This is a genomic window from Auritidibacter sp. NML130574 (assembly GCF_003185725.2).
GTDB lineage: Bacteria > Actinomycetota > Actinomycetes > Actinomycetales > Micrococcaceae > Auritidibacter > Auritidibacter ignavus.
Map to the genome: position 1 here is coordinate 645,584 of NZ_CP031746.1, position 23,826 is coordinate 669,409.

The following is a 23,826-nucleotide window of genomic DNA, read 5'->3' on the forward strand; positions in this document are numbered from 1 at the left end:
GATGCCCGAAGCATGGCAGAACATGGGCTACCACGAGCTGAACGCCATGCTCAATCTCTACGGGCCCGACGGCAAGATCCAGTTTGAGGCCGATCACGCTGCTGCTCGACAGTACTTCTTACAGCACGTCAATAAGAATACTGTCTTCTTTCACAGCACCGATGAGAAGATTAAGTACCTCATTGAGCACGACTACTATGAGCCAGAGACTTTCGAGCAATACTCGAAAGAATTTATTGACTCACTCTTCGACCGTGCCTACGCATATAAGTTCCGTTTTCCCTCCTTCTTGGGAGCGTTTAAGTTCTACACCTCTTATGCGCTGAAGACCTTCGACGGCGAACGCTACCTGGAGCGCTATGAAGACCGTGTGGTGATGAACGCACTCTACCTGGGCCGTGGCGATGAACAACTAGCCACTAATCTGCTGGATGAAATCATCGGCGGACGGTTCCAGCCTGCCACCCCAACCTTCTTGAACGCGGGGAAGAAACAGCGGGGCGAACTAGTGTCGTGCTTTTTGCTACGGGTTGAAGACAATATGGAATCTATCGCCCGTGGCATCAACTCCTCACTGCAGCTGTCCAAGCGTGGTGGTGGCGTGGCACTGTCGCTGACCAACTTGCGTGAAAACGGCGCACCGATCAAGCACATCGAGAACCAGTCCTCGGGCGTGGTCCCGGTCATGAAGCTACTGGAGGACTCCTTCTCCTACGCCAACCAGCTCGGTGCCCGTCAGGGGGCCGGGGCCGTATACCTGCACGCCCACCACCCCGACATCAACCGGTTCCTCGACACCAAGCGCGAAAATGCTGATGAGAAGATCCGGATCAAGACCCTATCTTTGGGAGTGGTGATCCCTGATATCACCTTTGAACTGGCTAAGAAGAACGAGGCCATGTACTTGTTCAGTCCCTATGACGTTGAGCGGGTTTACGGTAAGCCGTTTAGCGATATCTCGGTAACGGAAAAGTACTACGAGATGGTCGATGATCCTCGGATCCGCAAGACCAAAATCAACGCTCGTGATTTTTTCCAGACGCTAGCGGAAATCCAGTTCGAATCGGGCTACCCCTACATCGTTTTTGAAGACACGGTCAACAGGGCCAACCCGATCAAGGGTCGGATCACCATGTCGAATCTGTGCTCAGAGATCCTGCAGGTCTCGGAAGCCTCCACCTACGCCGAGAACCTCGACTACGAGTTCGTGGGCAAGGACATCTCGTGCAATCTCGGATCAATGAACATTGCCAAAGCTATGGACTCCGGAGACCTGGGTGGCTCGGTGGAGACCGCGATCCGGGCGCTGACTGCTGTGTCGGATCTGTCCAACATTGCTTCGGTGCCTTCGATTGCCAAAGGCAATGCCTCTTCGCATGCCATCGGTCTGGGGCAGATGAACCTGCACGGTTATCTCGGACGCGAACACATCCACTACGGCTCCGAAGAAGGCCTGGACTTCACCAACATGTATTTCTACACGGTGCTGTACCACGCGTTGCGGGCCTCCAACAAGATCGCGATCGAAACCGGAGAACGTTTTGGAGGATTCGAAGACTCGGACTACGCCTCCGGAGTGTTCTTCGATAAGTACACCGACCAGGCGTGGCAGCCGGCGACCGAACGGGTCGCTCAGCTCTTTGCCGACAGTGGCATTGACATCCCGACCCAGGATGACTGGCGGGAACTGAAGGACTCGGTGATGACCCACGGGATCTACAACCAGAACCTACAGGCCGTCCCACCGACAGGTTCGATCTCCTACATCAATAACTCGACCTCCTCGATTCACCCGATCGCGTCCAAGATCGAGATTCGTAAAGAAGGCAAGCTGGGTCGTGTCTACTACCCGGCTCCCTACTTGAATAACGACAACTTGGAGTACTTCGAGGATGCCTACGAGGTCGGATACCAGAAGATCATCGACACCTACGCCGCTGCGACCCAGCATGTGGACCAAGGGCTGTCCCTGACACTGTTCTTCAAAGACACCGCCACGACCCGCGATGTCAACAAGGCTCAGATCTACGCCTGGACCCACGGCATCAAGACCATGTACTACATTCGGATTCGCCAGCTGGCGTTGGAAGGAACTGAAGTCGAAGGTTGCGTATCGTGCATGCTGTAGGGTCGTGAGCGGATTCGTTCCGCACTTGTCTCCCTACTCCGTGACGATCTGCTCCAAAGGACACCAAGGACATCATGACACCTGAAGAAGTCAAAGCACGGTTCACGAACTTTCAGGCCATTAACTGGAACGATATAGAAGACGAAAAAGACCTGGAGGTCTGGAATCGTCTGACCTCGAACTTCTGGTTGCCTGAAAAAGTTCCGCTCTCCAACGACCTGCAGTCGTGGGCGCGAATGACCGACCAAGAAAAAGACGTGACCATGAAGATCTTTGCGGGTCTGACCCTGCTTGATACCATTCAGGGCACGATTGGTGCGGTCTCGCTGATGCCGGACTCGCTGACTCCGCATGAAGAAGCGGTATACACCAATATCTGTTTCATGGAATCAGTTCACGCCAAGTCCTACTCCTCGATTTTTTCGACCTTGGCCTCCTCGGACGTCATTGACCAGGTGTTTCGCTGGGCCGGGGACGAACCCACGTTGCAGTACAAGGCCTCCCACGTGGTCGAACACTACGAAGGCGATGACCCCCAGAAGCGCAAGATTGCCTCCACGATGCTGGAATCTTTCTTGTTCTACTCCGGGTTCTACTGGCCGATGTACCTGTCTTCCCAAGCACGTTTGACCAACACCGCAGACTTGATCCGACTGATCATCCGTGACGAGGCCGTGCACGGGTACTACATCGGATATAAGTATCAGCGCAACCTGGTCAACGATAGCCCGGAGCGGCAGGCAGAGCTGAAGGAATTTACCTTCGACCTGCTGCAAGATCTCTACGACAACGAAGTTACCTACACCCACGACATCTACGATCAGCTGGGATTGGCTGAAGACGTCAAGAAGTTCTTGCACTACAACGCCAATAAAGCCCTGATGAACCTCGGTTACGAGGCCATGTTCCCGGATACCCTCACCGATGTGAACCCGGCGATCCTCTCGGCGTTGAGCCCGAATGCTGATGAGAACCATGACTTCTTCTCCGGTTCTGGTTCTTCCTACGTGATTGGTAAAGCTGAGGAAACCGAAGACGACGACTGGGACTTCTAACTAATACTTCAAGCCACCACGATAGCTCAGCCCCGCAGAAGCCTGCGGGGCTGAGCTATGTTAGCTCCACGTCGAGAAGCAACGCCAAAGAGCCAAACAGATTGACAGGACGACTCTTTGAGAGTCATTCGGTCCCTTCGGGTGTGTGTGACCTCATATTTGTGGTGAAAAAGTGGTTAGATAGCGGTTATGGCTGAAGAATCACACTCCACACCACACGCGTATTTCGTTCGATCCGGGGCAACCGAGTTCACTGAGGGAACTCGGATTTCATATTTCACCTCAACAGAACGTGCCACTGGGTCCTGGCAAGACGATGAACTGCACATGGCTGCTGTGTCTGGCCTGGTCGCCGCGGAACTGGAGGCCTATGAACCGCGTGAGAACTTCACCACCTCACGTATCAGTTTCGATATTCTCGGCAAGCTTCATGCCGGCGAAGTGAAGGTCACCACCCGCAACATTCGCCCCGGTCGCACTATCGAGCTGGTTCAGTCCACTGTGGAGGCCCAAGGCCGTGCGGTACTGACTGCGCGGACCTGGCGACTCATTTCCTCTGATACGTCCCGGGCACACCGTCTGCATGATGACACACTTCTCGCTCCGATTGATCAGTGTTCCCCGGATGCCGGCTTCAATAAGCGGTGGGCCGGGGGACTGGTGGCCTCCATTCAATCTCGGGCAGCAGACGACCACGCGCCGGGACACGGCCGGATCTGGGCCAATACGGAGATTCCCATGATCCTGGATGAGCCTACCAGCCCGTTCGTGCACGCGATCGGGATGATCGATATCGCCAACGGATTGGCACCAGCAGTTGAGCCCTATCACGACGAGGTCTATTTCGCCAACGTTGACCTGAGCATCCACCTGATGCGCGAACCCTCTGAGGACTGGCTGGGGATGGCCACCTCGGTGTCGTTGGGCGACAACGGTCTGGGGGTTACCTCCACGGTGCTTTCCGACAGCAAAGGATATCTCGGGCGTGCCGAACAGTCACTGTCGGTACGTGATATGAGGGCCTAACATGCATGCCTATCGTTGTGGCCGGTGACCCGACAGGTCTCCGGCCACTGCTGAATAAGTGCTTGTGATTGGTTTTCGCGATAATCTTTAGTATCCGCGATCAATCCATTCCTGCAGGTGTGGTTTGACAGTGCCGATGGTGCTGGACTCACCGTGACCGGTCAATACCCGCGTGGATTCAGGCAACTCCAACAACACCTCGGAAATCGATTTAATGATGGCGTCAAAGCTGGTGTAGGACCGTCCTCCGGTAGCACCGGGCCCCCCAGCAAAAAGTGTGTCACCGGTGAAGACCGCGCCCTGCCCATCTTCCAGCTCCGCAGAATAGAAACAGGTGGATCCGGGCGAGTGACCGGGGGTTTCAAACGCTGTTAAGGTGACACCAGCAATCGTGAAAGTATCTCCGTCCTGAATAGATCCGTCGGGACCTTGGACGGGGTAGACCGCGTCCCAGAGCATCCGGTCTTCAGCATTGAGCAAAACCGGGGCATCGACGAAATCACGAACTGTGAGAGCTTCGGAAATATGGTCATCGTGACCGTGCGTGAGCAGGATAGCGGCGACGTTGCGACCTTGGACTGCCTGATGGACAGCATTGGCATCGTGCGCTGGATCGATGATGATGCACTCGGTCGAGTTACCGACGATCCATACATTGTTGTCGACCTGATGGGTTTCGCCATCGAGACTAAAAGTTCCTGACGTTTCGAGGTGGTCAATGCGGGCTGTCATGGTCGGTTCTCCTTCGGACCGCTCAACGGTCGGTATCGGGTAATCAGAGGTTTTGGAGCACAAAGTGTCGCAACGAAACTGGATGTTAGAGCTCGACAACCGAGCGGAGGACATCGCCCGCGTGCATCTTTTTGAAAGCACCATTGATGTCATCGAGACCAATTCGTTCGGTGACAAAAGCATTGAGATCTAGGCGCCCCAGCCGGTACTGGTTAACAAGCATCGGGAAATCTCGAGACGGCAAGCAATCGCCATACCAGGACGATTTGAGAGCGCCACCATGAGAGAAGACATCCTGGAAGGGAAGGGTGATATCCATGTCTGGGCGTGGTACACCGACCAAGACCACGCGACCGGCCAGGTCACGGGAATAGAAGGCTTGTTTATAGGTTTCAGGGTGACCGACTGCCTCAATGACGACATCGGCTCCGAACCCACCGGTCAGCTCTTGGATGGCAGCTACCGGATCGGTATTTTTCGAGTTGACCGTTTCCGTGGCACCAAACTGCTTCGCCTGCTCGAGTTTCCGATCTTCGATATCGACGGCGATGATCGTGGTAGCTCCGGCCAATTGTGCCCCGGCAATAGCGGCCATGCCGACACCACCGCAACCGATGACTGCCACAGCTTCCCCTCGTTTGATCTCGCCAGTATTGATGGCAGCACCGATACCTGCCATGACGCCACAACCCAGCAGTCCTACGGCAGCGTCAGAAGACTCTGGGACTTCATCGATTTTGGTGCACTGACCGGCGGCAACAAGGGTTTTCTCGGCAAAGGACCCGATACCCAGGGCTGCTTCGAGTTCGGTCCCGTCCTCCAGAGTCATTTTCTGGGTGGCGTTGTGGGTATTGAAACAGTACTTCAGATCACCCTTACGGCACGCGCGGCATTCACCGCAGACAGCTCGCCAGTTCAGAATGACCTTATCGCCGACAGCAACTTCGGTAACGCCTTCCCCAATTTCGGAGACGACAGCGGTGGACTCGTGGCCGAGAAGATACGGATAATTATCGCCTACGCCACCGGAGACATAACTGTAATCGGTATGGCAGACGCCGCAGGTTTTGACATCGACGACGACTTCACCGGGCCCAGGATGGGGGACCACGATGGTTTCAATGGAGACCGGGTCATCTTGGGATTTAACAACCGCTGCTTTGACGTGGTGGGACATCAGGGAAACACACGCTCCTCAATTGACGAAAGCTCAGTGTTGTGAGAGGGAATTTTCCCTTGCTCTCCATCTCATCACAGTTCGGCACCGAAATATAAGAGTTTGTTTATTATTGCTACCGCAAGCTGTGATCAGTCCTTCACCATGAACGCTTGAGCAGCTCGTGGCATACTGGCACCATGTGCGGACGATTTGTGATGGCTCGAGCGATCGGCGACTTAGTTGCAGCCGCAGGGGTTCACACCCCGGAAGAACAGCTAGAACTCCGTGAAGACTACAACGTGGCTCCGACCAAGGACGTAGCGATTGTCGTGGAGCGACCGGTCGAGGCAACGTCCGAAAACGCGGACGATTCCGGCGGACACGTGCGCCGGGAGGTTCATCTGGCACACTGGGGTCTGGTCCCTGGCTGGGCGAAGGATCTGTCCTTTGGGTCCAGAACGTTCAATGCCAGATCAGAAACGGTGGTCACCAAACCAAGTTTTCGTGCTGCCGTTCGATCCCAACGTTGCGCGGTTCCGGTCGATGGATACTACGAGTGGAAAAAGCTTCCCGGTACCACTGCACGAGGCACCCAGAAAAAACAGCCCTATTATGTGAGCCGCAAAGACGGTGCCCCGATCTTTTTTGCTGGGTTATACGAATGGTGGGCTGACCCTGAAATAGCCACCGATGATCCGCGTGGCTGGGTGCTGTCTACCACGATCCTCACCGGGGCTTCTCCGGAACCCGGTAGTAGCCCCGAGGTCCTCGACGAGCTAGCGGGACTGCATGATCGGTTTCCGTTGCCCATGAATCAGTTGACCATGGACCACTGGCTGGCGCCGGAGAAATTGACCAATGCTGATCAGGCCCAAGCTCTGGTCGATACCGTGGTTGCACAAGCCTACGACACAGCGGGCGACCAGTGGCAGATGCACCCGGTCTCGACCGCGGTCGGCAATGTGCGCAACAACGGCCCCGAACTGACTAAACCGGTCGAGACGCAACATCTTCCAGGACTCTAAGATCCTTCGCTTGGTCGCACACCCTCTTTTATCTACCAATCAAATGTTCTTATCTTGTCCCTGGTAGCCCGATAAGTTCAGTTGCAGTTAGAACGAATGTTCTCTTAGACTGGTGGTCATGATCGGCCTTCCCAACGATCATGTGCTTCCCATTTCTGCATATTTGGCCTGAGAACCAGGCTGATTGATTGGAAGTATGGTGAAAGAAGGCATCATCATGGGGTTGTTAACTCAATCTGTTCGGGTCGTGTGCACCACGGCCGGCATGCCCTTACATCTGCATCTCAAGGGCCGAAACTATACCGTGGTCGCTGAACCACAGCGTTGGTTTCAACGTTGCCGCTGGTGGTCCCAACAATCACGTTTTGTCGCTGGTAGGGGCCAAGGGATGATCGATCACGAAGTATGGCGCCTACAGATCAGACCCGCTATATCTTCGTCCACGCAACCGGTGATGACCGTGGATGTCTCCCATCATCTGGACTCCGGGCTGTGGAGGCTCATTAAGGTTCACGATGGTGCCCAGCTTGCCGAACGGGAAACCGCTTAGGGATGGGCATCCGGCATACCTCGCCGTTTCCCCATCTGAATGTTTCCAGCTCGTATAGTACGCACTACGGTGTGTCCTGGCCAGAAGATTTAGTGGCTGCAGCAGCTGCTGATGGGGCAGAAATTCTAGGGCTCACAGACCGTGATGGGCTCTACGGGATGGCAAAGCACCTCCGCGCATGTCTTGATCACGGGATTGCACCTGTGGTGGGAGTTAACCTAGCGGTCGCTGGAGATCATCCTGCACCGAAACCAGGCCGTATCCCACGCCATCGGTTAGGACGCCTCACTATTTTGGCAGCCGGTCATCATGAGGCCGGGTCATGCTCCTCACCTCATATGGGTGCTGGCTACCGTGCGCTGGTACGGCTGATCTCTCAGGCCCATGCACACACGCTGGGCGGAACCAGCGGGGGAGCCCCCTACATCACCGTCACAGAGCTGGCTGATGCCATGGGAGGCGGCTACTCTACTACGGCACCGGCACCGGATCTCTATGTTCTGCTGGGTCCAGAATCACCGGTCGGTCGCGCCTTTGCCCAACGGCGTTACCACGACGGGCGGAAGTTGCTACGTCAATGGCGAAATATCCTGCCACACGGTGGGCTGTGGATTGAGGTTGTCAGCCATCTAGCTCCGCCGGGGCAACGACTCTCAACCTCACACGCGGTGAAGTTTTTACGGGTTGCCGAAGACCTGGGACTTCCCTCGGTGCTCACCAATGCGGTGCGCTATGTTAGCCCCGATCAAGCAGCCACCGCCGATGTGCTGGATGCGGCCCGTAGCTTGACCAGTTTAGATCAGTTACACGATCTTCAGCCCACTGGCCAAGGGTGGCTGAAAAGCTCCGCACAGATGCACCAGCTGGCTGGCGAAATATCGCATCAGGCAGGTACCGGTCTGAGCGGAGCCCGTCAGCTGATCACCCGTACCCAAGAGCTGGCTCGCCGGTGTGTGCTGGATCCTCGAACCGATCTTGGATGGGGACAACCCAGGGTGCCAGAAACCGGGGTGATCGGTCTGAGCGCAGATCCCGGACGTGAACTCACGCAACGTTGTCGGGCCGGACTTACTCAACGCTTTCCCGGAGTGCCGGAACATTCCCGCCACGGAATTCAGCTGTCCCATCGCCTGCAACACGAGCTGAACATCATCCAGGACTTGGATTTTTCCAGCTATTTTCTCACCGTGGCAGAAGTGGTTGCCATGATTGAGAACATGGGAGTGCGTGCCTCGGCCCGTGGCTCGGGTGCGTCCTCGCTGGTCAATTACGTTTTACGTATCTCAGATGTCGACCCCATCGAACACGAGCTGATCTTTGAACGGTTCCTCTCTCAAGATCGGTCGACTCTGCCCGATATTGATATCGACGTCGAATCTGCCCGACGCCACGAGATCTACCGAGCGATCTTTGATCGCTTCGGTGACTCACGCACCACGTTAATGAGCATGCAAAACGGGTACCGAGTTCGCGGGGCGATCCGTGATGCTGGACGTGCCCTGGGCATGGAAGAACACGACGTCGATGCCATTGCCCAACAGATGTGGCGGTTTTCAGCCTCACATTTTCGAGAAGCCATGGAGACTATGCCAGAACTAGCAGAGTTCTCCCACCGGTTACAGGCCCAACGGAGCTTGGGCAATCACCAGCTGGACTTACTAGTTGATATCACCGAACGCCTCGACCGGTTGCCACGACACATCTCCATGCACCCCTGCGGGGTGATCCTCTCCGATTCCACCCTGCTCGATCGCACCCCGGTGCAACCTTCCGGGATCGATTTGCCCATGAGTCAGTTTGATAAACACGACATGGACTCGATGGGGCTGTTGAAACTGGATGTGCTGGGAGTGCGCATGCAGTCCACCATCGCCTACACGCTCCAGCAGATCCAGGAATCCACCGGGGAAGTCATCGACCTCGAACACGTCAGCCGCGATGATCGCGCTACCTTCGACATGATCGGTAGTACCCACACCCTCGGATGTTTCCAAATTGAATCACCGGGCCAGCGTGAGCTGATCGGCAAACTGGAACCCCGAAACCTCAATGACCTGATCATTGATATCTCGTTATTTCGCCCCGGCCCCATGAAATCCGACATGGTGAGGCCTTTCCTTGATTTCCGCAACGGAGATGCCCCGGCGCACTATCCTCACCCGGCGCTACAAGGGATTCTGGAAGAGACCCACGGGGTCACGGTATTCCATGAACAAATTCTGCGCACCCTGGATACACTGACCGGTTGCGGACTGGCCCGAGCCGATGAGCTACGTCGTCAACTCGGCTCGGAGCAACAAGACAAGGTTGAATCCTATTTTCGTTCCCGGGCACACCAACGAGGTTGGGACCGCGCAGTCATCGACGAGGTGTGGAATACCCTGGCAGCTTTCGGGTCATTTGGGTTCTGTAAAGCACACGGGGCAGCCTTCGCGGTGCCGACCTACCATTCAGCCTGGCTAAAAACCCATTACCCCGAAGCCTTTATGGCTGCAGTACTCGAACACGACCCCGGTATGTATCCGCAACGTGTGATGGTCGCCGAAGCCCGCCGGTTGGGTATCCCGGTGCTTCCGGTCGATATTAACCGGTCCACTGAGCACATGCACCTGGAATGGGTGCCCGACCAAAAGCGTTGGGGCATCCGGCTGTCGCTGACGACGGTCTCGGGCATGAGCGCGACCGAACGAAAACGTCTCCTCGCGGCACGGCCCTATACCACCCTGGCTGATGTGCGCGATCGCTCCGGACTCCATCGCCGGACCTTAGAACACTTAGCACAGCTCGGTGCTCTCGATGCTCTGATCACCCCGCACGGGCTGTCGCGGACCGATCTGGTGCACTATCTGCAACACCAACATGCCCGACAAGACTCTGCCACAGGAGACCTGTCGGGCCGTCGAGTCCGCAAACCGTCGCGTCAAATTCCCGGGCAACTGGCCTTTGAACTTCCCGACACCGAGCTGTCGAGCCTGCCGGCACTGTTTCCTGCTCCGACGGTAACCGAACAGGTTGCGACCGAATTAGATCTCACCGCCTTGGATACCACCGCGCACCTGATGCAATCCCACTACCCGTATCTGAATGCTCTGGGAGTGACCCCAGCTGACAAACTGTTGAGCCTGCGCACTCAATCTCGCGTGTTGGTTGCTGGAGTTAGAGTTGCTACTCAAACTCCGCCGATGCGTAGCGGACGTCGGGTGGTGTTTATCTCTGTCGATGACGGGACCGGACTCGTTGACACCACGTTCTTTACTGAGGCCCAACATAACTCCGGCAACCTGCTGTTTGGTTCCCGTCTCTTGCTCATTGAAGGTACGACACGTAGAACCGGTCGCCGAGCAGTCAATGTGCAGGCTGTTCGGGCTTGGGACCTCCATGACCGGCAACGTCTGCCCGACCCGGACTACTTAGACAAAACCCGAGAGCAATGGGCCGCCTGGTTAGACCGTGACCGCAAGCTTCCGCCGCTGAAGGTCATACCCCACCATGCCCGGCCCATTCCCGTTCCAGATCCCGAGACGTGGGAACCCACGCCCCTTGACAGCACTCCACAACCATGATCTCAGGACACAAACAAAAACGAAGGGACCACCATGTACCTGAGCACACCAGATCAACCCATTAGCCTGGCTGCTCCCAAAAACATCGTCTACGCATTCCAGCAGGCCTGGAATCAACACGACGACCACCACTTAGCCAAACTGTTTGTTGCTGACGCCTCATTCGTTAGTGACACCGGATTGTGGTGGACAGGCCACGACGAGATTCAGCGAGCTCACGCGGAAGACTTTCAGGGCCCCCTGCGGGCGGCAAGCATCATCGTCGGCCGGGTCGAACTACGCATGCTGGGCGACCGCCACGCCATGGTCCAGGCCCGCGTCACCATGACCGGACACCACGATCGCACAGTACCGGCTGATCACCCCCGTCGCATGATCATGAGTTTCGTCCTCGCCCGAACAACGCATTCCTCACCGGAGTCAGCGACCACCGGTGGAGCACACTGGCGTATCGTCTCCGCGCACCAGACTGATCTCACCACTCATGGTCTCGCAGCTTGTGTCGATGCCGGCCCTACTGGGCTCTAACGGGAATACTGTTGTCTTATGATGAAGACTTCATGGCTGGTCTTGACCGCCGGACTAATGCTGACGGTGACCTTGGCAGGCTGCTCGAACGATTCCCAGGAGCCGGAGGAGCCCGCGAGCCCAGAATCAGCCACCACTGCCTCAACTCCGAGTCCGTCACAGACGGTTATGGACAGGCCATCAAACACGTTAAAGCCGGGCGAGAAAACGCTGACTGACAGCAACAGTCCGTCAGCAACCGACCAGGACACGTCAGGGGATCAGCCACCGCTGAGCTCCGGTGTTCAGGAATCTGAGGGATTCCCGGACTCTTCCCAGGGTGACGGCCTGTATGCCACCGGTGTGCGGTCAGCGGTCCACGAGGGGTATGACCGCATTGTCATCGACCACGCCGGGAGCGGAACACCGGCCTATCGGGCTGAATACACCGATCACCCACTGGCTCCAGGTATTGGGGAACCCATTCCGGGAGCCGAGGAGTCTTCCGGCACCTATTTAGAAATCAATCTCACCGGCATGGCCTCCCACGATCAGGTTGACGAAGCCCAGGCGCTACAGAACGGGCATCGGGTGACCTCCCTGGATGCCCAAGTGGCCCAAGATGTGGTGACCTACTTACCCTGGGAGGCCACCTCGACCTATTACATTGGCGTGGACCAACAACGTCAGTACCGCGTGCAGGTTCTCGAAAATCCCAGTCGCGTGGTGATTGACCTCGCCCATGACTGACAACACTCAGCGAAATAGGGGAGAACCCGGGGTCAGGCGTAGAATGTGCTGTGGTTGTTTGGTGGTCCCGTATGCCATCAAAAGCTCAACCTGACATCAAGGAGGAACAGGCCTGTGGCCGAAATGAACCAAATCACGATCACCGTTGATGGCGAACAACGTGCGGTGGGCGCAGAGACAACCGGTACCGAACTCTTCGTCGATCAAAAAACCACGGTGGTCATGAAAGTCAATGGCGCATTGCAGGACCTGTCCCGCACCATTCCCGATGGTGCCGACGTGGTGGCTGTGGACATCACCGACCCTGAAGGTCTCGAGGTATTGCGTCACTCGACCGCACACGTGCTGGCCCAGGCCGTTCAAGAGCTGTATCCCAATGCAAAGCTGGGTATTGGCCCCTACATTACCGACGGGTTCTACTACGATTTTGACGTCGAGGAACCTTTTACCCCAGAAAACCTGAAGGCTCTGGAAAAGAAAATGCTGAAAATTGTCAACCAGACTCAGCATTTCCGTCGCCGTGAAGTCACCGAAGCGCAAGCCCGCGAAGAGCTGGCTCACGAGCCCTATAAACTCCAGTTGCTCGACAAACAGCACGAAGCCGATACCACCGGCGAAGGCGCCTCAGTAGAGATTGGCGCCGGCGAAATCACCATCTACGACAACATCGATCACCATGGTGAAACCGTCTGGAAAGATCTCTGCCGTGGACCGCATGTGCCGACCACCAAGCTGATCTCCAATGCTTTCGCCCTGACCCGCGCCGCTGGCGCGTACTGGCTGGGGAATGAGAAGAATAAGCAGCTACAACGCATCTACGGTACCGCTTGGCCGACCAAACAGGATCTGAAAGCCTACCAGGAACGCGTGGCTGAAGCCGAGCGTCGTGACCATCGTAAACTCGGTGCCGAACTAGACCTGTTCTCTTTCCCCGATGAGCTCGGTTCCGGTCTTCCGGTCTTCCACCCCAAGGGCGGAATTATTCGTAAGGAAATGGAAGACTATTCTCGGACCCGCCACGAAGAAGCCGGCTACGAGTTCGTCTATACCCCGCATATCACCAAACAGCACCTGTATGAAGTGTCCGGCCACCTGGACTGGTATGCCGAGGGGATGTTCCCGCCGATGCATGTCGATGAAGAGCGGGACCCAGAGACCGGCGACGTCACTCGCCAGGGCCAAAACTACTACCTGAAGCCGATGAACTGCCCGATGCACAACTTGATCTTTGCCTCTCGTGGCCGGTCCTATCGTGAACTGCCGTTGCGGTTATTTGAGTTCGGGTCGGTCTATCGCTATGAGAAATCCGGTGTCGTGCACGGTCTGACCCGCGTGCGCGGGATGACACAGGATGACGCGCACATCTACTGCACCCGCGAACAGATGAAAGACGAGCTGTCCAATACCCTGAAGTTTGTGCTGGACTTGCTGAAGGACTACGGGCTCGACGACTTCTATTTGGAACTGTCGACTAAGGACCCCGAGAAGTTCGTGGGATCGGACGAGATTTGGGAAGAAGCCACCCGCACCCTGGCCGAAGTGGCCACCGACTCCGGTCTGGAACTGGTTGACGATCCGGGTGGGGCTGCCTTCTATGGACCGAAGGTCTCCGTCCAGGCTCGCGATGCCATCGGACGCACCTGGCAGATGTCGACCATCCAGCTGGATTTCAATCTGCCGGAACGTTTCGACCTGGAATACCAGGCAGCCGACGGCACCCGGCAGCGTCCGGTGATGATCCACCGCGCGCTGTTCGGCTCGATTGAACGCTTCCTTGGCGTGCTCACCGAACACTACGCGGGTGCTTTCCCCGTCTGGTTAGCTCCCGAACAAGTCATTGCCATCCCGGTTGCGGAGGCATTCAATGACTACTTGGACACCATTGTGCAACGGTTGCGCGAGCGCGGTATTCGGGTGCGATTGGATGATTCCACCGACCGATTCCCGAAGAAGATCCGCACCGCCTCGAAGCAGAAAGTTCCCTTCGTGCTGATTGCCGGGGGAGAAGACCAAGAAGCCGGTGCGGTCTCCTTCCGGTATCGGGACGGTTCCCAGGACAACGGGGTGCCGATCGATCAAGCCATTGAACGCATTGTGCAGGCGGTGGAGACTAAAGAGCAGGTTTAAATCATGACGGATAACCAACAGACTCCTCACCCAGAAGACGCCGAGGTGACCGATGGCTTTGAGCTGCCGGGAACCCCGGACCGGCTCGATCGGTTGTGGACCCCACACCGGATGGCCTACGTCAAGCGTGGCCAGGGACAAGTCAAGGATGAAGCAAGCTGTCCGTTCTGTGCTGGCCCCTCACGTAGCGATGAGGACTCCTTGATTGTCACCCGGGGTGAGCATTGTTATGTGTTGATGAACCTCTATCCCTATAACCCCGGGCACCTGTTGGTGTGTCCGTACCGTCATGTTCCTGACTACACGGACCTAACCATCGAAGAGACTGCCGAATTCGGACGTCTCAGCCAGATTGGCATGGTCGTGCTCCGACGGGTTTCACGAGCCCAGGGGTATAACCTGGGGATGAACCAGGGCAAGGTCGGCGGTGCCGGGATTGCGGCCCACCTGCATCAGCACATTGTCCCGCGGTTTGGCGGAGACGGGAACTTTATGCCCATTATCGCCCAGACTAAAGCACTGACGCAGACTCTGGCAGAAATGCGCGAGCTCATCGCCGAGGATTGGCCGGAGGCGACCCAAGAATTTGACCACCACCAGTCGCAGTCCGGTCACCAGACCGATGCCGCTGACCGTTCACAATGAGGCGCTATGACTACTTACACCCCTGCCGAGGACGAATCCACGCAGAACCCCCTGAGCCTGGGCGAGATGTTCTTGCTGTTATGCATCGATGATCGTGGAAAATTGTTGGCTTCCAAAAACATGGTGTCGTTGGCCTTGGCCGGAGCTGAATTAGCGGACCTTACCCGCCGTGGCCTGCTGACTGTCACGCAGGACCTGGTCATCCAATCAGAAGAGTTTTCTGGAAGTGACACGCCGCTGGCGCGAATATCCCAGGTCCTAGAGGATTCCCCTGAGAATCAGGACGCCGAACAGTGGATCTACCGGTTCGGTCGTACCGCGCTGTTCGATGCGGTGTTGGCTCAGCTCGAAGAACGGCAGATGGTCGAAGAGCTCAACAAAAAAATATTGGGCATTTGGCCCTGCACCCGGTACCGGAAGTGGGGTGCGTTCGAGAACGTCGACATTGTGACGGTGCTTCGCGGAGCGTTATTTGAAAATGAGCCTGTGGATCTCACCACCTGGCCGGTGCTGGCGCTGATGAACATGACCGGCATCTTAGACCAGGTCTTCCCGAACTTCAGCGCCGATACGGTCTCGCGCGTGCTGTATACCCGCCCGGGCATGACGCAGACCTCCGTGACTGAATCTGTTGCCGAGGTGTTGCAAGCTACCGAAAATGTCCTGGCAGAACACCTCACGGCAACCCGTGGCGGGGCCTCCGGTTTGCCCGGCACCCGTGACTTGCGTGGCAAGGACTAAGAAGCACCAACTGCCACAGACCGTGAGGAGACCAAGGTTGGCTTTTAGGTGAGCTGTTCGGTGATATTACGCTTGATGCGACCCAAGAGCGCGCTCATGCCACGCAAACGCAAGGGTGTGAGTGCCTTAGTCAGACCCAGCTGGCTGGCCATATCATCGGGCACGGCCAGAATTTCGGAGGCTTTGAAACCGGAAATCCCCTGAAGGACCACTGAGGCGAAACCGCGGGTCGTGGGTGCCTCCGCTGGCGCGGAAATCACCAGAGTCACCTCGGGGTCTTCTCCCTTACCGGTTTCAACCGCCAAAAATAGTGGGGTCTGGCACTCTACAACCTGTTCCATCTCGTCCTCGTGCCCGGCGTATTTTTCCGGAACCTCCGGCAACTCCTCGGAGAATTCAAAAAGTAATTCCAGACGGTCTGCCTCGGGAACGGCCTGAAAATCGTCGATGATCTCCTGTAGCGGGGCGGGATAGGTTGCGGTCATAACACCCTTTCAGCAACGAAGGACCTGCCGGCGCTGATCTGGGCCACCGGCACCGCTCCATTCTACGCCGATGGCACCTGTCATCCTAACGACAACAGGTGCCATCACTGTGGGCTGAGCAGACCAGATCCGGTTCTGAATCTGACCTAGTGCGACCGTGGGTCGGTGCCGGGTTCTTCGCCTTCTACAATCGGCACACCCACCGAGTTACCCCACTCTGTCCAGGAGCCGTCGTAGTTCCGCACCGAATCGTAGCCGAGTAGGTACTTCAGCACGAACCAGGTGTGGGAAGAACGCTCACCAATACGGCAGTAGGCAATCACATCATCGGTATCACCGAGTTCAGCCTGCTGGGTGTAGATCTCGCGAAGTTCCTCGACCGATTTGAAGGTTCCATCCTCGCGGGCTGCCGAGGCCCACGGCACCGACTGCGCGGTAGGAATGTGTCCACCGCGCAGGGTTCCTTCTTGCGGGTAGCCGGCCATGTGGGTGGTCTCTCCGGTGTATTCAGCGAAGGAGCGCACATCGATCAGGGGGCGATGGCCAATATGGTTGAGCACCTGGGATTGTACCGCACGGTTGGTGGTATCGTCGCGGTCCACAACCGGGTACTCGACGGCGCTGACATCAGGCTTCTCCTGGGTGATTTCGCGTCCTTCGGCAATCCACTTATCCCGTCCACCATTCATCAACCGAGTGTCTGGGTGACCGAAGAGCGTGAATACCCACAGTGCGTAGGCAGCCCACCAGTTGGACTTATCGCCGTAGAACACCACGGTGGTGTCGCGGTCGATCCCTTTGGAACCGACCACCTCGGCGAACTGTTCTGGCGACGCGAAGTCACGAGTCACCGGGTTATTAAGTTCGGTGTGCCAGTCAATTTTGACCGCGCCAGGGATGTGGCCGGTGGAGTACAACAGCGTGTCTTCATTGGACTCCAAGATCACCACGTTGGGATCATCTTTGTGCTGGGCAACCCACGCGGTGGAGACCAATTTTTCCGGGTGGGCGTATTCACTGGACTCGACCGGGGGAGTGTTTTGTGTCTCGCTCATCGTGGTTGCACCTTTCCGTTGGGGTCATTGACTCACGTCACTGTGTGGGTTTAACCCTAATCTTCGACGATGGTCGATGGCAGGGTCCCGGGGGTGTTTGCGTCATACAAAGTCATAGGATGCAGGTGCGCTCGTCGGGACGAAACAGGATGTCTTCTGGCAGATGTATCGGGGCGAGAAGTTTTCGGGGTAGTGTCGTGACAGGAAACTTCACTGGTTTCTTCTCATCATCGTTTCCTACCAGAAGGGCCTGTTCCTCGTGACCGAGATTGTCCGCTTGGCCGAACGTCAACCCCAGGTATCTGCCGAACAACTGCTGGCAGGATTCCACCCCTCCTATCGCTTTGGTGAGGTGTCGTTCGAGACTTACATTCCTGATGATCGGTATCCATCTCAGGCTGAAGCGGTCAGTCGTCTGAAAAAATTCGCCGAGTCCATCTCCGGTTCCGGTTCGAACACCTCCGGAGGGTTCCTCGGTTTATTTGGGAAGAAAAAGAAGAAGGACAACCAGCCTGCCGGCCTGTACCTTGACGGTGGTTTCGGTGTAGGGAAAACCCACCTGTTGGCCTCACTGTGGCATGCGGCCGGAGGCGACCATAAAGCATTCGGTACCTTTGTGGAGTACACGAACCTGGTCGGGGCACTAACCTTTAGCAAAACCGTTGAGGTGCTCAAACAGTACTCACTGGTGTGCATCGACGAGTTCGAACTCGATGATCCCGGCGATACCGTGCTGATGTCGCGTCTGATGCGTGAGCTGGCCGATGCCGGGGTGAAACTGGCGGCTACATCCAATACTTTGCCAGGTGCACTCGGAGAAGGACGCTTCGCTGCCCAAGACTTCAAACGGGAGATTCAGGTATTGTCCTCTCAATTTGAAGTGGTCCGCATTGACGGTGAAGACTACCGCCACCGCGGTCTGGAAGAAGCCCCCGACCCGGTGGAGGATGACAAGATTGAACACCTGGCCCAGGAGAACTTCCCCGAAGCCCACGTCGTGGCGGTCGACGATTTCGCAGCGTTGATGAAAAACCTCTCACAGGTTCATCCCTCCCGTTATCGCGAAATGGTCAAGGATATCGACGTGCTGGTGCTCCACGACGTGGAGACCATTACCGAGCAGGCGATGGCCCTGCGGTTCGTGGTGCTGGCCGACAGACTCTACGATAAGGACGTTCCGGTTATCGCCTCCGGTGTGCCATTCGACCAGCTGTTCACCGAGGAGATGATGAACGGCGGGTACCTGAAGAAATATTTCCGAACGGTCTCGCGCATGACCGCGTTAGCACGGGAAGGTGTGCTCGGCCAAACCGAAGCAAAGTAGACCCGGTTTCGGCACCGGCGGGGGTTGCAGAGACAAAAGCAGGCTGGTCACGATCTCGCGTGACCAGCCTGGTGTTGGAGCGGATGACGAGATTCGAACTCGCGACCCCCACCTTGGCAAGGTGGTGCTCTAGCCAGCTGAGCTACATCCGCATGAACCATCCACCGGTTCAGTGCGCGATACTGGACTCGAACCAGTGACCTCTTCCGTGTCGAGGAAGCGCGCTAACCAACTGCGCCAATCGCGCTCAGATGCCGTGGCCATCGACCACAGTATCAGAACTTGAACACTCCCTATACTACTGGGTTACCACCCTGTCCGGGGGAGCATCTGAGGTGGGGACGGGAGTCGAACCCGCGTAGACGGCTTTGCAGGCCGCTGCCTCACCACTCGGCCACCCCACCAGGGTGCTTGTTCTGCGAGCGGATGACGAGATTCGAACTCGCGACCCCCACCTTGGCAAGGTGGTGCTCTAGCCAGCTGAGCTACATCCGCATCAGAAAACCGCGTCCGGAGCCCCGGGGGCGATTTCCAACGAGTTGAAACTCTATTACACAAACTCACGATTCGTCCAATCGAGCACCAGTGGCGGTGTGTCGTGAGCGGGATCCTGCGGTGTTTAGCCCCCAACAGACACCTTCGTATGCCACCGTGAGCCCGCAATGATGCGGCAGACCGAGAAAGGACGCGTGAGTGTCGTGTGATCAAGCGCTCATGGGCACCACTGCACCAGGGCGCGATCGTCACGACTCAATCTGGAGCTGTCGGTGGTCATCGGCGACAATGGTGACTATGACTCAACCCCTGTTGGCGCATCAAACACCTGCCGGACGTATGTATGCCCGAAGTACCCGGGATGCTCCCCAAGTTCCGTCCATCACCACGGTCATTGCGCAACAGCCAGCTGACCTGACCGGTTGGGCCAGCTATATGGCCACCCAGGCACTGATCACAGATACCCGATTGCCACAGGCGCTTGGCTCCGGGCCCAAACTCAAAGCGCTCGCTCGACACGCCAATGAGGCCGCCAGCCAGTACCGCGACCAGGCAGCCGAACGTGGTGACCGGGTGCACTACTATGCAGAACAGGTGGCCCGCGCACAGCTGGGTCAATCTCATCAGGTGCCACAGGCTCGTCAACTGCTGGTCGAGCACGCAGAGACTGCTTTCGCGGACCGCTTCGATGAGTGGTGGGATAACTATCAGGTCCGCGCTCTGGCCGCTGAAGTCACGGTGTGGAATCACACGGTCGGTTATGCCGGGACGTTGGACCTGGTGGCCGAAATTGGTGGCCGGATCTGCTTGATTGATTACAAAACCAAAGGCACGACCCGTGATGGGCGGGTGAAGCCACTGGATGAAAAAGTGGTCATGCAATTGACCGCCGGCATGAAAGCCGAGGAATCCTTACGTGATGCCGACCAGGGTAGCTGGGTGCCCTGGGAATTTGGGCATGACGCGGTGCTGTTGGCGGTGGCCCTGGGCGAAACCGAAGCGGTGGCCTATCAAGCCCGCCCCGAGGTGCTGGCCGATCACTGGCGCAAATTCTGGTCACTGCGTCAAGCCTGGGAGTACGCCCGCGTGGTGGAGAACACTCCTCCTGCGCTACGACCCATTGCCCCGCCGGCGAGCGCGCGCTAGGCCGTGCGCTCAGATCGGGATAAGGTGGCCTGGTGACTGTTTTAGCTTTACGCACGGTACCAGACCCGGTCCTGAAGACTACCTGCCGAGAGGTTGATTCGGCTCGTTTCGGAACCGACAAACTGCGACGTTTGATCACAGACATGATGGAAACGATGCAGGCGGTCGACGGTGTCGGGTTAGCCGGCCCCCAGGTCGGGGTCAGCCAATCGTTATTCGTCTTCGACGTGGAGGGTCGGCAAGGTCACGTCATCAATCCTGTCCTCGAGGTCAGCGGTGACGTATTGTACGAGCCGTCGGAAGGTTGCCTGTCGGTACCGGGACTGTTCTACGCGCCACCCCGGCGCGCAGAAGCGACAGTAACCGGACTCAATACCGAAGGCCAGACCGTGACCTACCACGGGCACGGCTTGTTCGCGCGGATGCTTCAGCACGAAACCGATCATCTGACCGGTCACCTGTTTGTGGATCGTCTGCAAGGCGAACAACGGCATCAGGCGCGCCGGGCGATGAATACCAAACAGTTCAAGGCTGACACTGCCCAGACCCAGCATCAACGGGCCGAGCAGATCGGCTCGGCGTTTATGCGCGAGGGTCACTCCGCCGGCCCGCACTTGGCCCCGAGCCTGAAGCAACATACCCCCGGAGGAAAACGAGGCTAGGATGCGCATACTGTTTGCCGGCACCCCGCAGCCCGCGGTGACCGCGCTGGAATCCCTGCGGGCTACGATCAGCACTGACGTGGAGATCGTTGGCGTTTTGACCCGTGAGGATGCCCCCACTGGACGTCGTAAGAAACTCACGGCTTCACCGGTGGCTGATTATGCCACGCACCACCGGCTACCGGTCATCAAAGCCAACCGGCTCAGTGGTGTCCACGGCGAATCTGTGCTGGCCCAGCTCGATGAGCTCCAACCCGATCTGGGTGTTGTGGTTGCCTACGGGGCGCTGCTACCGGCAGACGTGTTGGCGCATCTTCGTCTGGGCTGGATCAATCTACACTTTTCGCTCTTGCCCGAGTACCGTGGCGCGGCCCCGGTTCAACAGGCCATGATTGACGGTCGGTACCACACGGGAATGACGGTATTTCAGCTCGATGAAGGGCTCGATTCCGGAGCCGTGTGGGCCAGACAAAACTACACCATCGACCCGGAGCAAACCGCAGGTGCAGTGCTGGAAGACATGGCAACACGCGGAGGAGAGCTTCTCGCACACACCGTGGAGACGATCTCGGCCGGAACGGTGACGCCACGAGCACAGACCGGGGACTCTAGTTACGCCCCCAAGCTCTCGGGCGTCGATGGTTTGATTGATGCTAACCAGCCGGCTGAGCGCGTGCTCGCCCGGATTAACGGCACCACCCCGGAGCCGGGCGCTTGGGGGATGCTGGTCACCGACAACCTCGGTCCGACGGCAGACGGCGGTGACGAAGACCCCACGGCTCAAGCAGTGCGAGTCAAGCTCGGCGGCGCACGTCAAGTCACCCCGGAGGAGCCGACTGCATCCCAGGCCGGTACCCTCAGCGTGCGAGGCAAGCGCGTCGTGCTGAGTTGTGCGGAGGGAAGCGTCGAAATTACCGCAATCCAGCCGGCCGGGAAGAAAATGATGCCCGCCATTAATTGGGCTCGCGGTCAGAACGCACCGGTCAGACTCCTGACTACCGCGACCGCCCCCGATCTATTCGTGGCCAGCACAGGGAAGACAGATCAGAGACGATGAACACTGCATACCAAGACAACTCGGCTGCTGAACCACGTCGTGAACGTCGAAACCGGCAGGGACGAACTCGCAACCGTGGTGCCTCGGGCAAGAAACGGCAGTATTCCTCCCAGGCGCCCTCGCACCGCAACCGCACCGCAGATCCGGCGCGGCTAACCGCTTACCAGGTGGTACGTGCTGTTTCGGCCGATGATGCCTACGCAAACTTGGTGCTACCGCAGTACATTCGGCGCAACCGGCTGAACAAACGTGACGCCGGGTTCGCTACAGAGCTGACCTACGGTAGCCTGCGTTGGCAGGGTAGCTACGATGCGATTCTGGCCGAGTGTGTGGACCGGGAATTGGACAAGCTTGATCCCGAAGTGCTCGACGTGTTGCGTTTGGGAACTCACCAACTTATGCATATGCGGGTCCCCACCCACGCCGCGCTGGACTCCACAGTGGCCCTGGTGCGAGACCAGATTGGTGCCGGACCGTCCGGATTGGTTAACGCGGTGCTACGCAAGGTATCGCACGCCACCTTCGATGAGTGGCTGGAAAAGTTGGCGCCCGGTGACGGTGACGATGATCTGGCCATCCGGTATGGGCACCCACGCTGGATTGTTCGTGCGTTGAAACAAGCTTTGGTGACCCACGGCCGATCCGCCGGTGAGCTGGTGCAACTCTTGGAGGCCGATAATCTGGCCCCCGATGTGAATCTCGTGGCACTTCCGGGAATCGGAGAACTTCAGCCAGTATTGGATCACGGCGCGGAACCCTCAAGCTTGGCCCCGGATGCGGCCACTTTTTCCGGTGGCGACGCCGGCAAGATCCCCGGTGTGGCTACCGGAGCTGTGCGGATCCAGGACGTCGGCTCCCAATTGGCTGCCCGCGCCCTGGTCGAGGTTGCCCCGGTCGGGGAGTGCGAACGATGGTTAGACATGTGCGCCGGTCCGGGCGGTAAAGCCGCGCTGTTGGCGGCAGAAGCCCAACGCGCCGGTGCGCACCTGGTGGCCAATGAAGTCTCCGAGCATCGATCGCGCCTGGTGGGCCAGGCTCTGGCACCGGTGGAAGGCTCGGTCTGGGAGCTGGTCACCTACGACGGTCGGGAACTCACCGACGGACTGGCACAACACGGAGCACCCGAAACCTTTGACCGCATTATGCTCGATGCACCCTGTACGGGGCTGGGTGCTCTACGCCGCCGTCCGGAGTCGCGGTGGCGTCGCACCACGCAAGATTTGGCGGTGCTTTCTCAGTTGCAACGGCAACTGGCTGATGTGGCCGTGGAGTTGCTCGCGCCGGGGGGATACCTGGGGTATGTCACCTGTTCTCCCCATCAGGTGGAAACTCAGCTCCAAGTCCAGGACTTACTCCAGCGCCACCCCGAGTTGCGACTGGTCGATACGCCGGCAGCGGTCCTGCGGGCCGCCACCGACCGGTTGGAGCGAACCACTCTGACTCCCAGCGCCGAAGGACAACCGGCAACCGCCCAGCTGTGGCCACACCTGCATCACACCGATGCCATGTTCATTGCGGTGATGACCAAAACTGACGGGTCTCGCTAGGCTAAGAGTTTCCCGCCTCCACCATCACACTTCACCTCATCCGCACC

General features: G+C 57.7%; 20 protein-coding genes and 4 tRNA genes. 16 read left to right on the forward strand and 8 right to left on the reverse strand.

The annotated features are described in order from the left end of the window. The first annotated feature begins 1 nt into the window (after nucleotide 1). The 3 genes from nrdE to DCC27_RS02990 all read left to right on the forward strand — a co-directional run bounded on the left by nrdE (nucleotide 2) and on the right by DCC27_RS02990 (nucleotide 4,209). Entirely contained in the window at nucleotides 2-2,128 is a 2,127-nt protein-coding gene (gene nrdE / locus DCC27_RS02980; RefSeq protein WP_110101014.1) for a class 1b ribonucleoside-diphosphate reductase subunit alpha, read from the forward strand. Between the two features lie 74 nt (nucleotides 2,129-2,202). After that, nucleotides 2,203-3,183 (forward strand): class 1b ribonucleoside-diphosphate reductase subunit beta, encoded by a 981-nt coding sequence (gene nrdF, locus DCC27_RS02985; protein ID WP_110110079.1) that lies wholly within the window; start codon nucleotides 2,203-2,205, stop codon nucleotides 3,181-3,183. A 189-nt stretch (nucleotides 3,184-3,372) separates the two neighbouring features. Continuing rightward, nucleotides 3,373-4,209 carry a thioesterase family protein gene (locus DCC27_RS02990; RefSeq protein ID WP_110110080.1) on the forward strand — a complete coding sequence of 279 codons (837 nt, stop codon included), beginning with the start codon at nucleotides 3,373-3,375 and terminating at the stop codon, nucleotides 4,207-4,209. An 87-nt stretch (nucleotides 4,210-4,296) separates the two neighbouring features. On the opposite strand, the gene DCC27_RS02995 is transcribed toward DCC27_RS02990, so the two are convergent. Beyond that, a complete protein-coding gene (locus DCC27_RS02995) occupies nucleotides 4,297-4,941 on the reverse strand; it encodes an MBL fold metallo-hydrolase (RefSeq protein WP_110098236.1) in 645 nt (214 codons plus the stop codon). An 85-nt stretch (nucleotides 4,942-5,026) separates the two neighbouring features. After that, on the reverse strand, nucleotides 5,027-6,118 hold the full coding sequence (locus tag DCC27_RS03000; RefSeq protein WP_110098237.1) for an S-(hydroxymethyl)mycothiol dehydrogenase: 1,092 nt from the start codon (nucleotides 6,116-6,118) through the stop codon (nucleotides 5,027-5,029). 179 nt (nucleotides 6,119-6,297) lie between these two features. On the opposite strand from DCC27_RS03000, the gene DCC27_RS03005 reads away from it, so the two are divergent. The 8 genes from DCC27_RS03005 (at nucleotide 6,298) to DCC27_RS03040 (ending at nucleotide 16,008) form a co-directional block, all read left to right on the forward strand. After that, the gene (locus tag DCC27_RS03005) at nucleotides 6,298-7,125 is read left to right on the forward strand and encodes an SOS response-associated peptidase (RefSeq protein WP_110110081.1); all 828 of its coding nucleotides are present in this window, start codon (nucleotides 6,298-6,300) and stop codon (nucleotides 7,123-7,125) included. Nucleotides 7,126-7,513: 388 nt separating this feature from the next. Continuing rightward, the gene (locus DCC27_RS12395; RefSeq protein WP_243857338.1) at nucleotides 7,514-7,675 is read left to right on the forward strand and encodes a hypothetical protein; all 162 of its coding nucleotides are present in this window, start codon (nucleotides 7,514-7,516) and stop codon (nucleotides 7,673-7,675) included. A 2-nt stretch (nucleotides 7,676-7,677) separates the two neighbouring features. After that, nucleotides 7,678-11,238 (forward strand): DNA polymerase III subunit alpha, encoded by a 3,561-nt coding sequence (locus DCC27_RS03015; protein ID WP_110101019.1) that lies wholly within the window; start codon nucleotides 7,678-7,680, stop codon nucleotides 11,236-11,238. A gap of 33 nt (nucleotides 11,239-11,271) precedes the next feature. Beyond that, nucleotides 11,272-11,766, forward strand: a complete 495-nt coding sequence (locus DCC27_RS03020) for an SgcJ/EcaC family oxidoreductase (protein ID WP_110101020.1) — start codon at nucleotides 11,272-11,274, stop codon at nucleotides 11,764-11,766. A gap of 18 nt (nucleotides 11,767-11,784) precedes the next feature. Further along, the gene (locus tag DCC27_RS03025) at nucleotides 11,785-12,495 is read left to right on the forward strand and encodes a hypothetical protein (protein WP_147472538.1); all 711 of its coding nucleotides are present in this window, start codon (nucleotides 11,785-11,787) and stop codon (nucleotides 12,493-12,495) included. A gap of 123 nt (nucleotides 12,496-12,618) precedes the next feature. Next, nucleotides 12,619-14,622 carry a threonine--tRNA ligase gene (gene thrS, locus DCC27_RS03030; protein ID WP_208392110.1) on the forward strand — a complete coding sequence of 668 codons (2,004 nt, stop codon included), beginning with the start codon at nucleotides 12,619-12,621 and terminating at the stop codon, nucleotides 14,620-14,622. Between the two features lie 3 nt (nucleotides 14,623-14,625). Next, nucleotides 14,626-15,267: an HIT domain-containing protein gene (locus DCC27_RS03035; protein WP_110098243.1), complete on the forward strand. Its 642-nt coding sequence runs from the start codon at nucleotides 14,626-14,628 to the stop codon at nucleotides 15,265-15,267. A 6-nt stretch (nucleotides 15,268-15,273) separates the two neighbouring features. After that, a complete protein-coding gene (locus tag DCC27_RS03040) occupies nucleotides 15,274-16,008 on the forward strand; it encodes a GPP34 family phosphoprotein (RefSeq protein ID WP_110098244.1) in 735 nt (244 codons plus the stop codon). A gap of 44 nt (nucleotides 16,009-16,052) precedes the next feature. Here DCC27_RS03040 and DCC27_RS03045 read toward each other — a convergent pair whose 3' ends face one another. Next, nucleotides 16,053-16,493 carry a SufE family protein gene (locus DCC27_RS03045; RefSeq protein ID WP_110098245.1) on the reverse strand — a complete coding sequence of 147 codons (441 nt, stop codon included), beginning with the start codon at nucleotides 16,491-16,493 and terminating at the stop codon, nucleotides 16,053-16,055. A 146-nt stretch (nucleotides 16,494-16,639) separates the two neighbouring features. Next, a complete protein-coding gene (locus DCC27_RS03050) occupies nucleotides 16,640-17,548 on the reverse strand; it encodes a sulfurtransferase (RefSeq protein WP_110110082.1) in 909 nt (302 codons plus the stop codon). 259 nt (nucleotides 17,549-17,807) lie between these two features. Between DCC27_RS03050 and zapE the strand changes: the two genes are divergently transcribed. After that, a complete protein-coding gene (gene zapE / locus DCC27_RS03055) occupies nucleotides 17,808-18,872 on the forward strand; it encodes a cell division protein ZapE (RefSeq protein WP_110110083.1) in 1,065 nt (354 codons plus the stop codon). A gap of 75 nt (nucleotides 18,873-18,947) precedes the next feature. On the opposite strand, the gene DCC27_RS03060 is transcribed toward zapE, so the two are convergent. From DCC27_RS03060 to DCC27_RS03075, 4 genes are all read right to left on the reverse strand, one after another. After that, nucleotides 18,948-19,024, reverse strand: a tRNA-Gly gene (locus DCC27_RS03060). A 21-nt stretch (nucleotides 19,025-19,045) separates the two neighbouring features. After that, nucleotides 19,046-19,119 (reverse strand) — tRNA-Val (locus DCC27_RS03065). A gap of 86 nt (nucleotides 19,120-19,205) precedes the next feature. Continuing rightward, nucleotides 19,206-19,276 (reverse strand) — tRNA-Cys (locus DCC27_RS03070). 17 nt (nucleotides 19,277-19,293) lie between these two features. Next, a tRNA-Gly gene (locus DCC27_RS03075) sits at nucleotides 19,294-19,367 on the reverse strand. Between the two features lie 297 nt (nucleotides 19,368-19,664). Between DCC27_RS03075 and DCC27_RS03080 the strand changes: the two genes are divergently transcribed. The 4 genes from DCC27_RS03080 to DCC27_RS03095 are packed head-to-tail and all read left to right on the forward strand — an operon-like array spanning nucleotide 19,665 to nucleotide 23,779. Next, on the forward strand, nucleotides 19,665-20,513 hold the full coding sequence (locus DCC27_RS03080; RefSeq protein ID WP_110110084.1) for a cytochrome: 849 nt from the start codon (nucleotides 19,665-19,667) through the stop codon (nucleotides 20,511-20,513). Between the two features lie 32 nt (nucleotides 20,514-20,545). Beyond that, nucleotides 20,546-21,175 carry a peptide deformylase gene (gene def, locus DCC27_RS03085; RefSeq protein ID WP_110110085.1) on the forward strand — a complete coding sequence of 210 codons (630 nt, stop codon included), beginning with the start codon at nucleotides 20,546-20,548 and terminating at the stop codon, nucleotides 21,173-21,175. A gap of 1 nt (nucleotide 21,176) precedes the next feature. Next, nucleotides 21,177-22,232 (forward strand): methionyl-tRNA formyltransferase, encoded by a 1,056-nt coding sequence (gene fmt / locus DCC27_RS03090; protein WP_110110086.1) that lies wholly within the window; start codon nucleotides 21,177-21,179, stop codon nucleotides 22,230-22,232. Further along, nucleotides 22,229-23,779 (forward strand): RsmB/NOP family class I SAM-dependent RNA methyltransferase, encoded by a 1,551-nt coding sequence (locus DCC27_RS03095; protein ID WP_110110087.1) that lies wholly within the window; start codon nucleotides 22,229-22,231, stop codon nucleotides 23,777-23,779. The genes fmt and DCC27_RS03095 overlap by 4 nt, the downstream gene beginning before the upstream one ends. The last annotated feature ends 47 nt before the right edge of the window (nucleotides 23,780-23,826 follow it).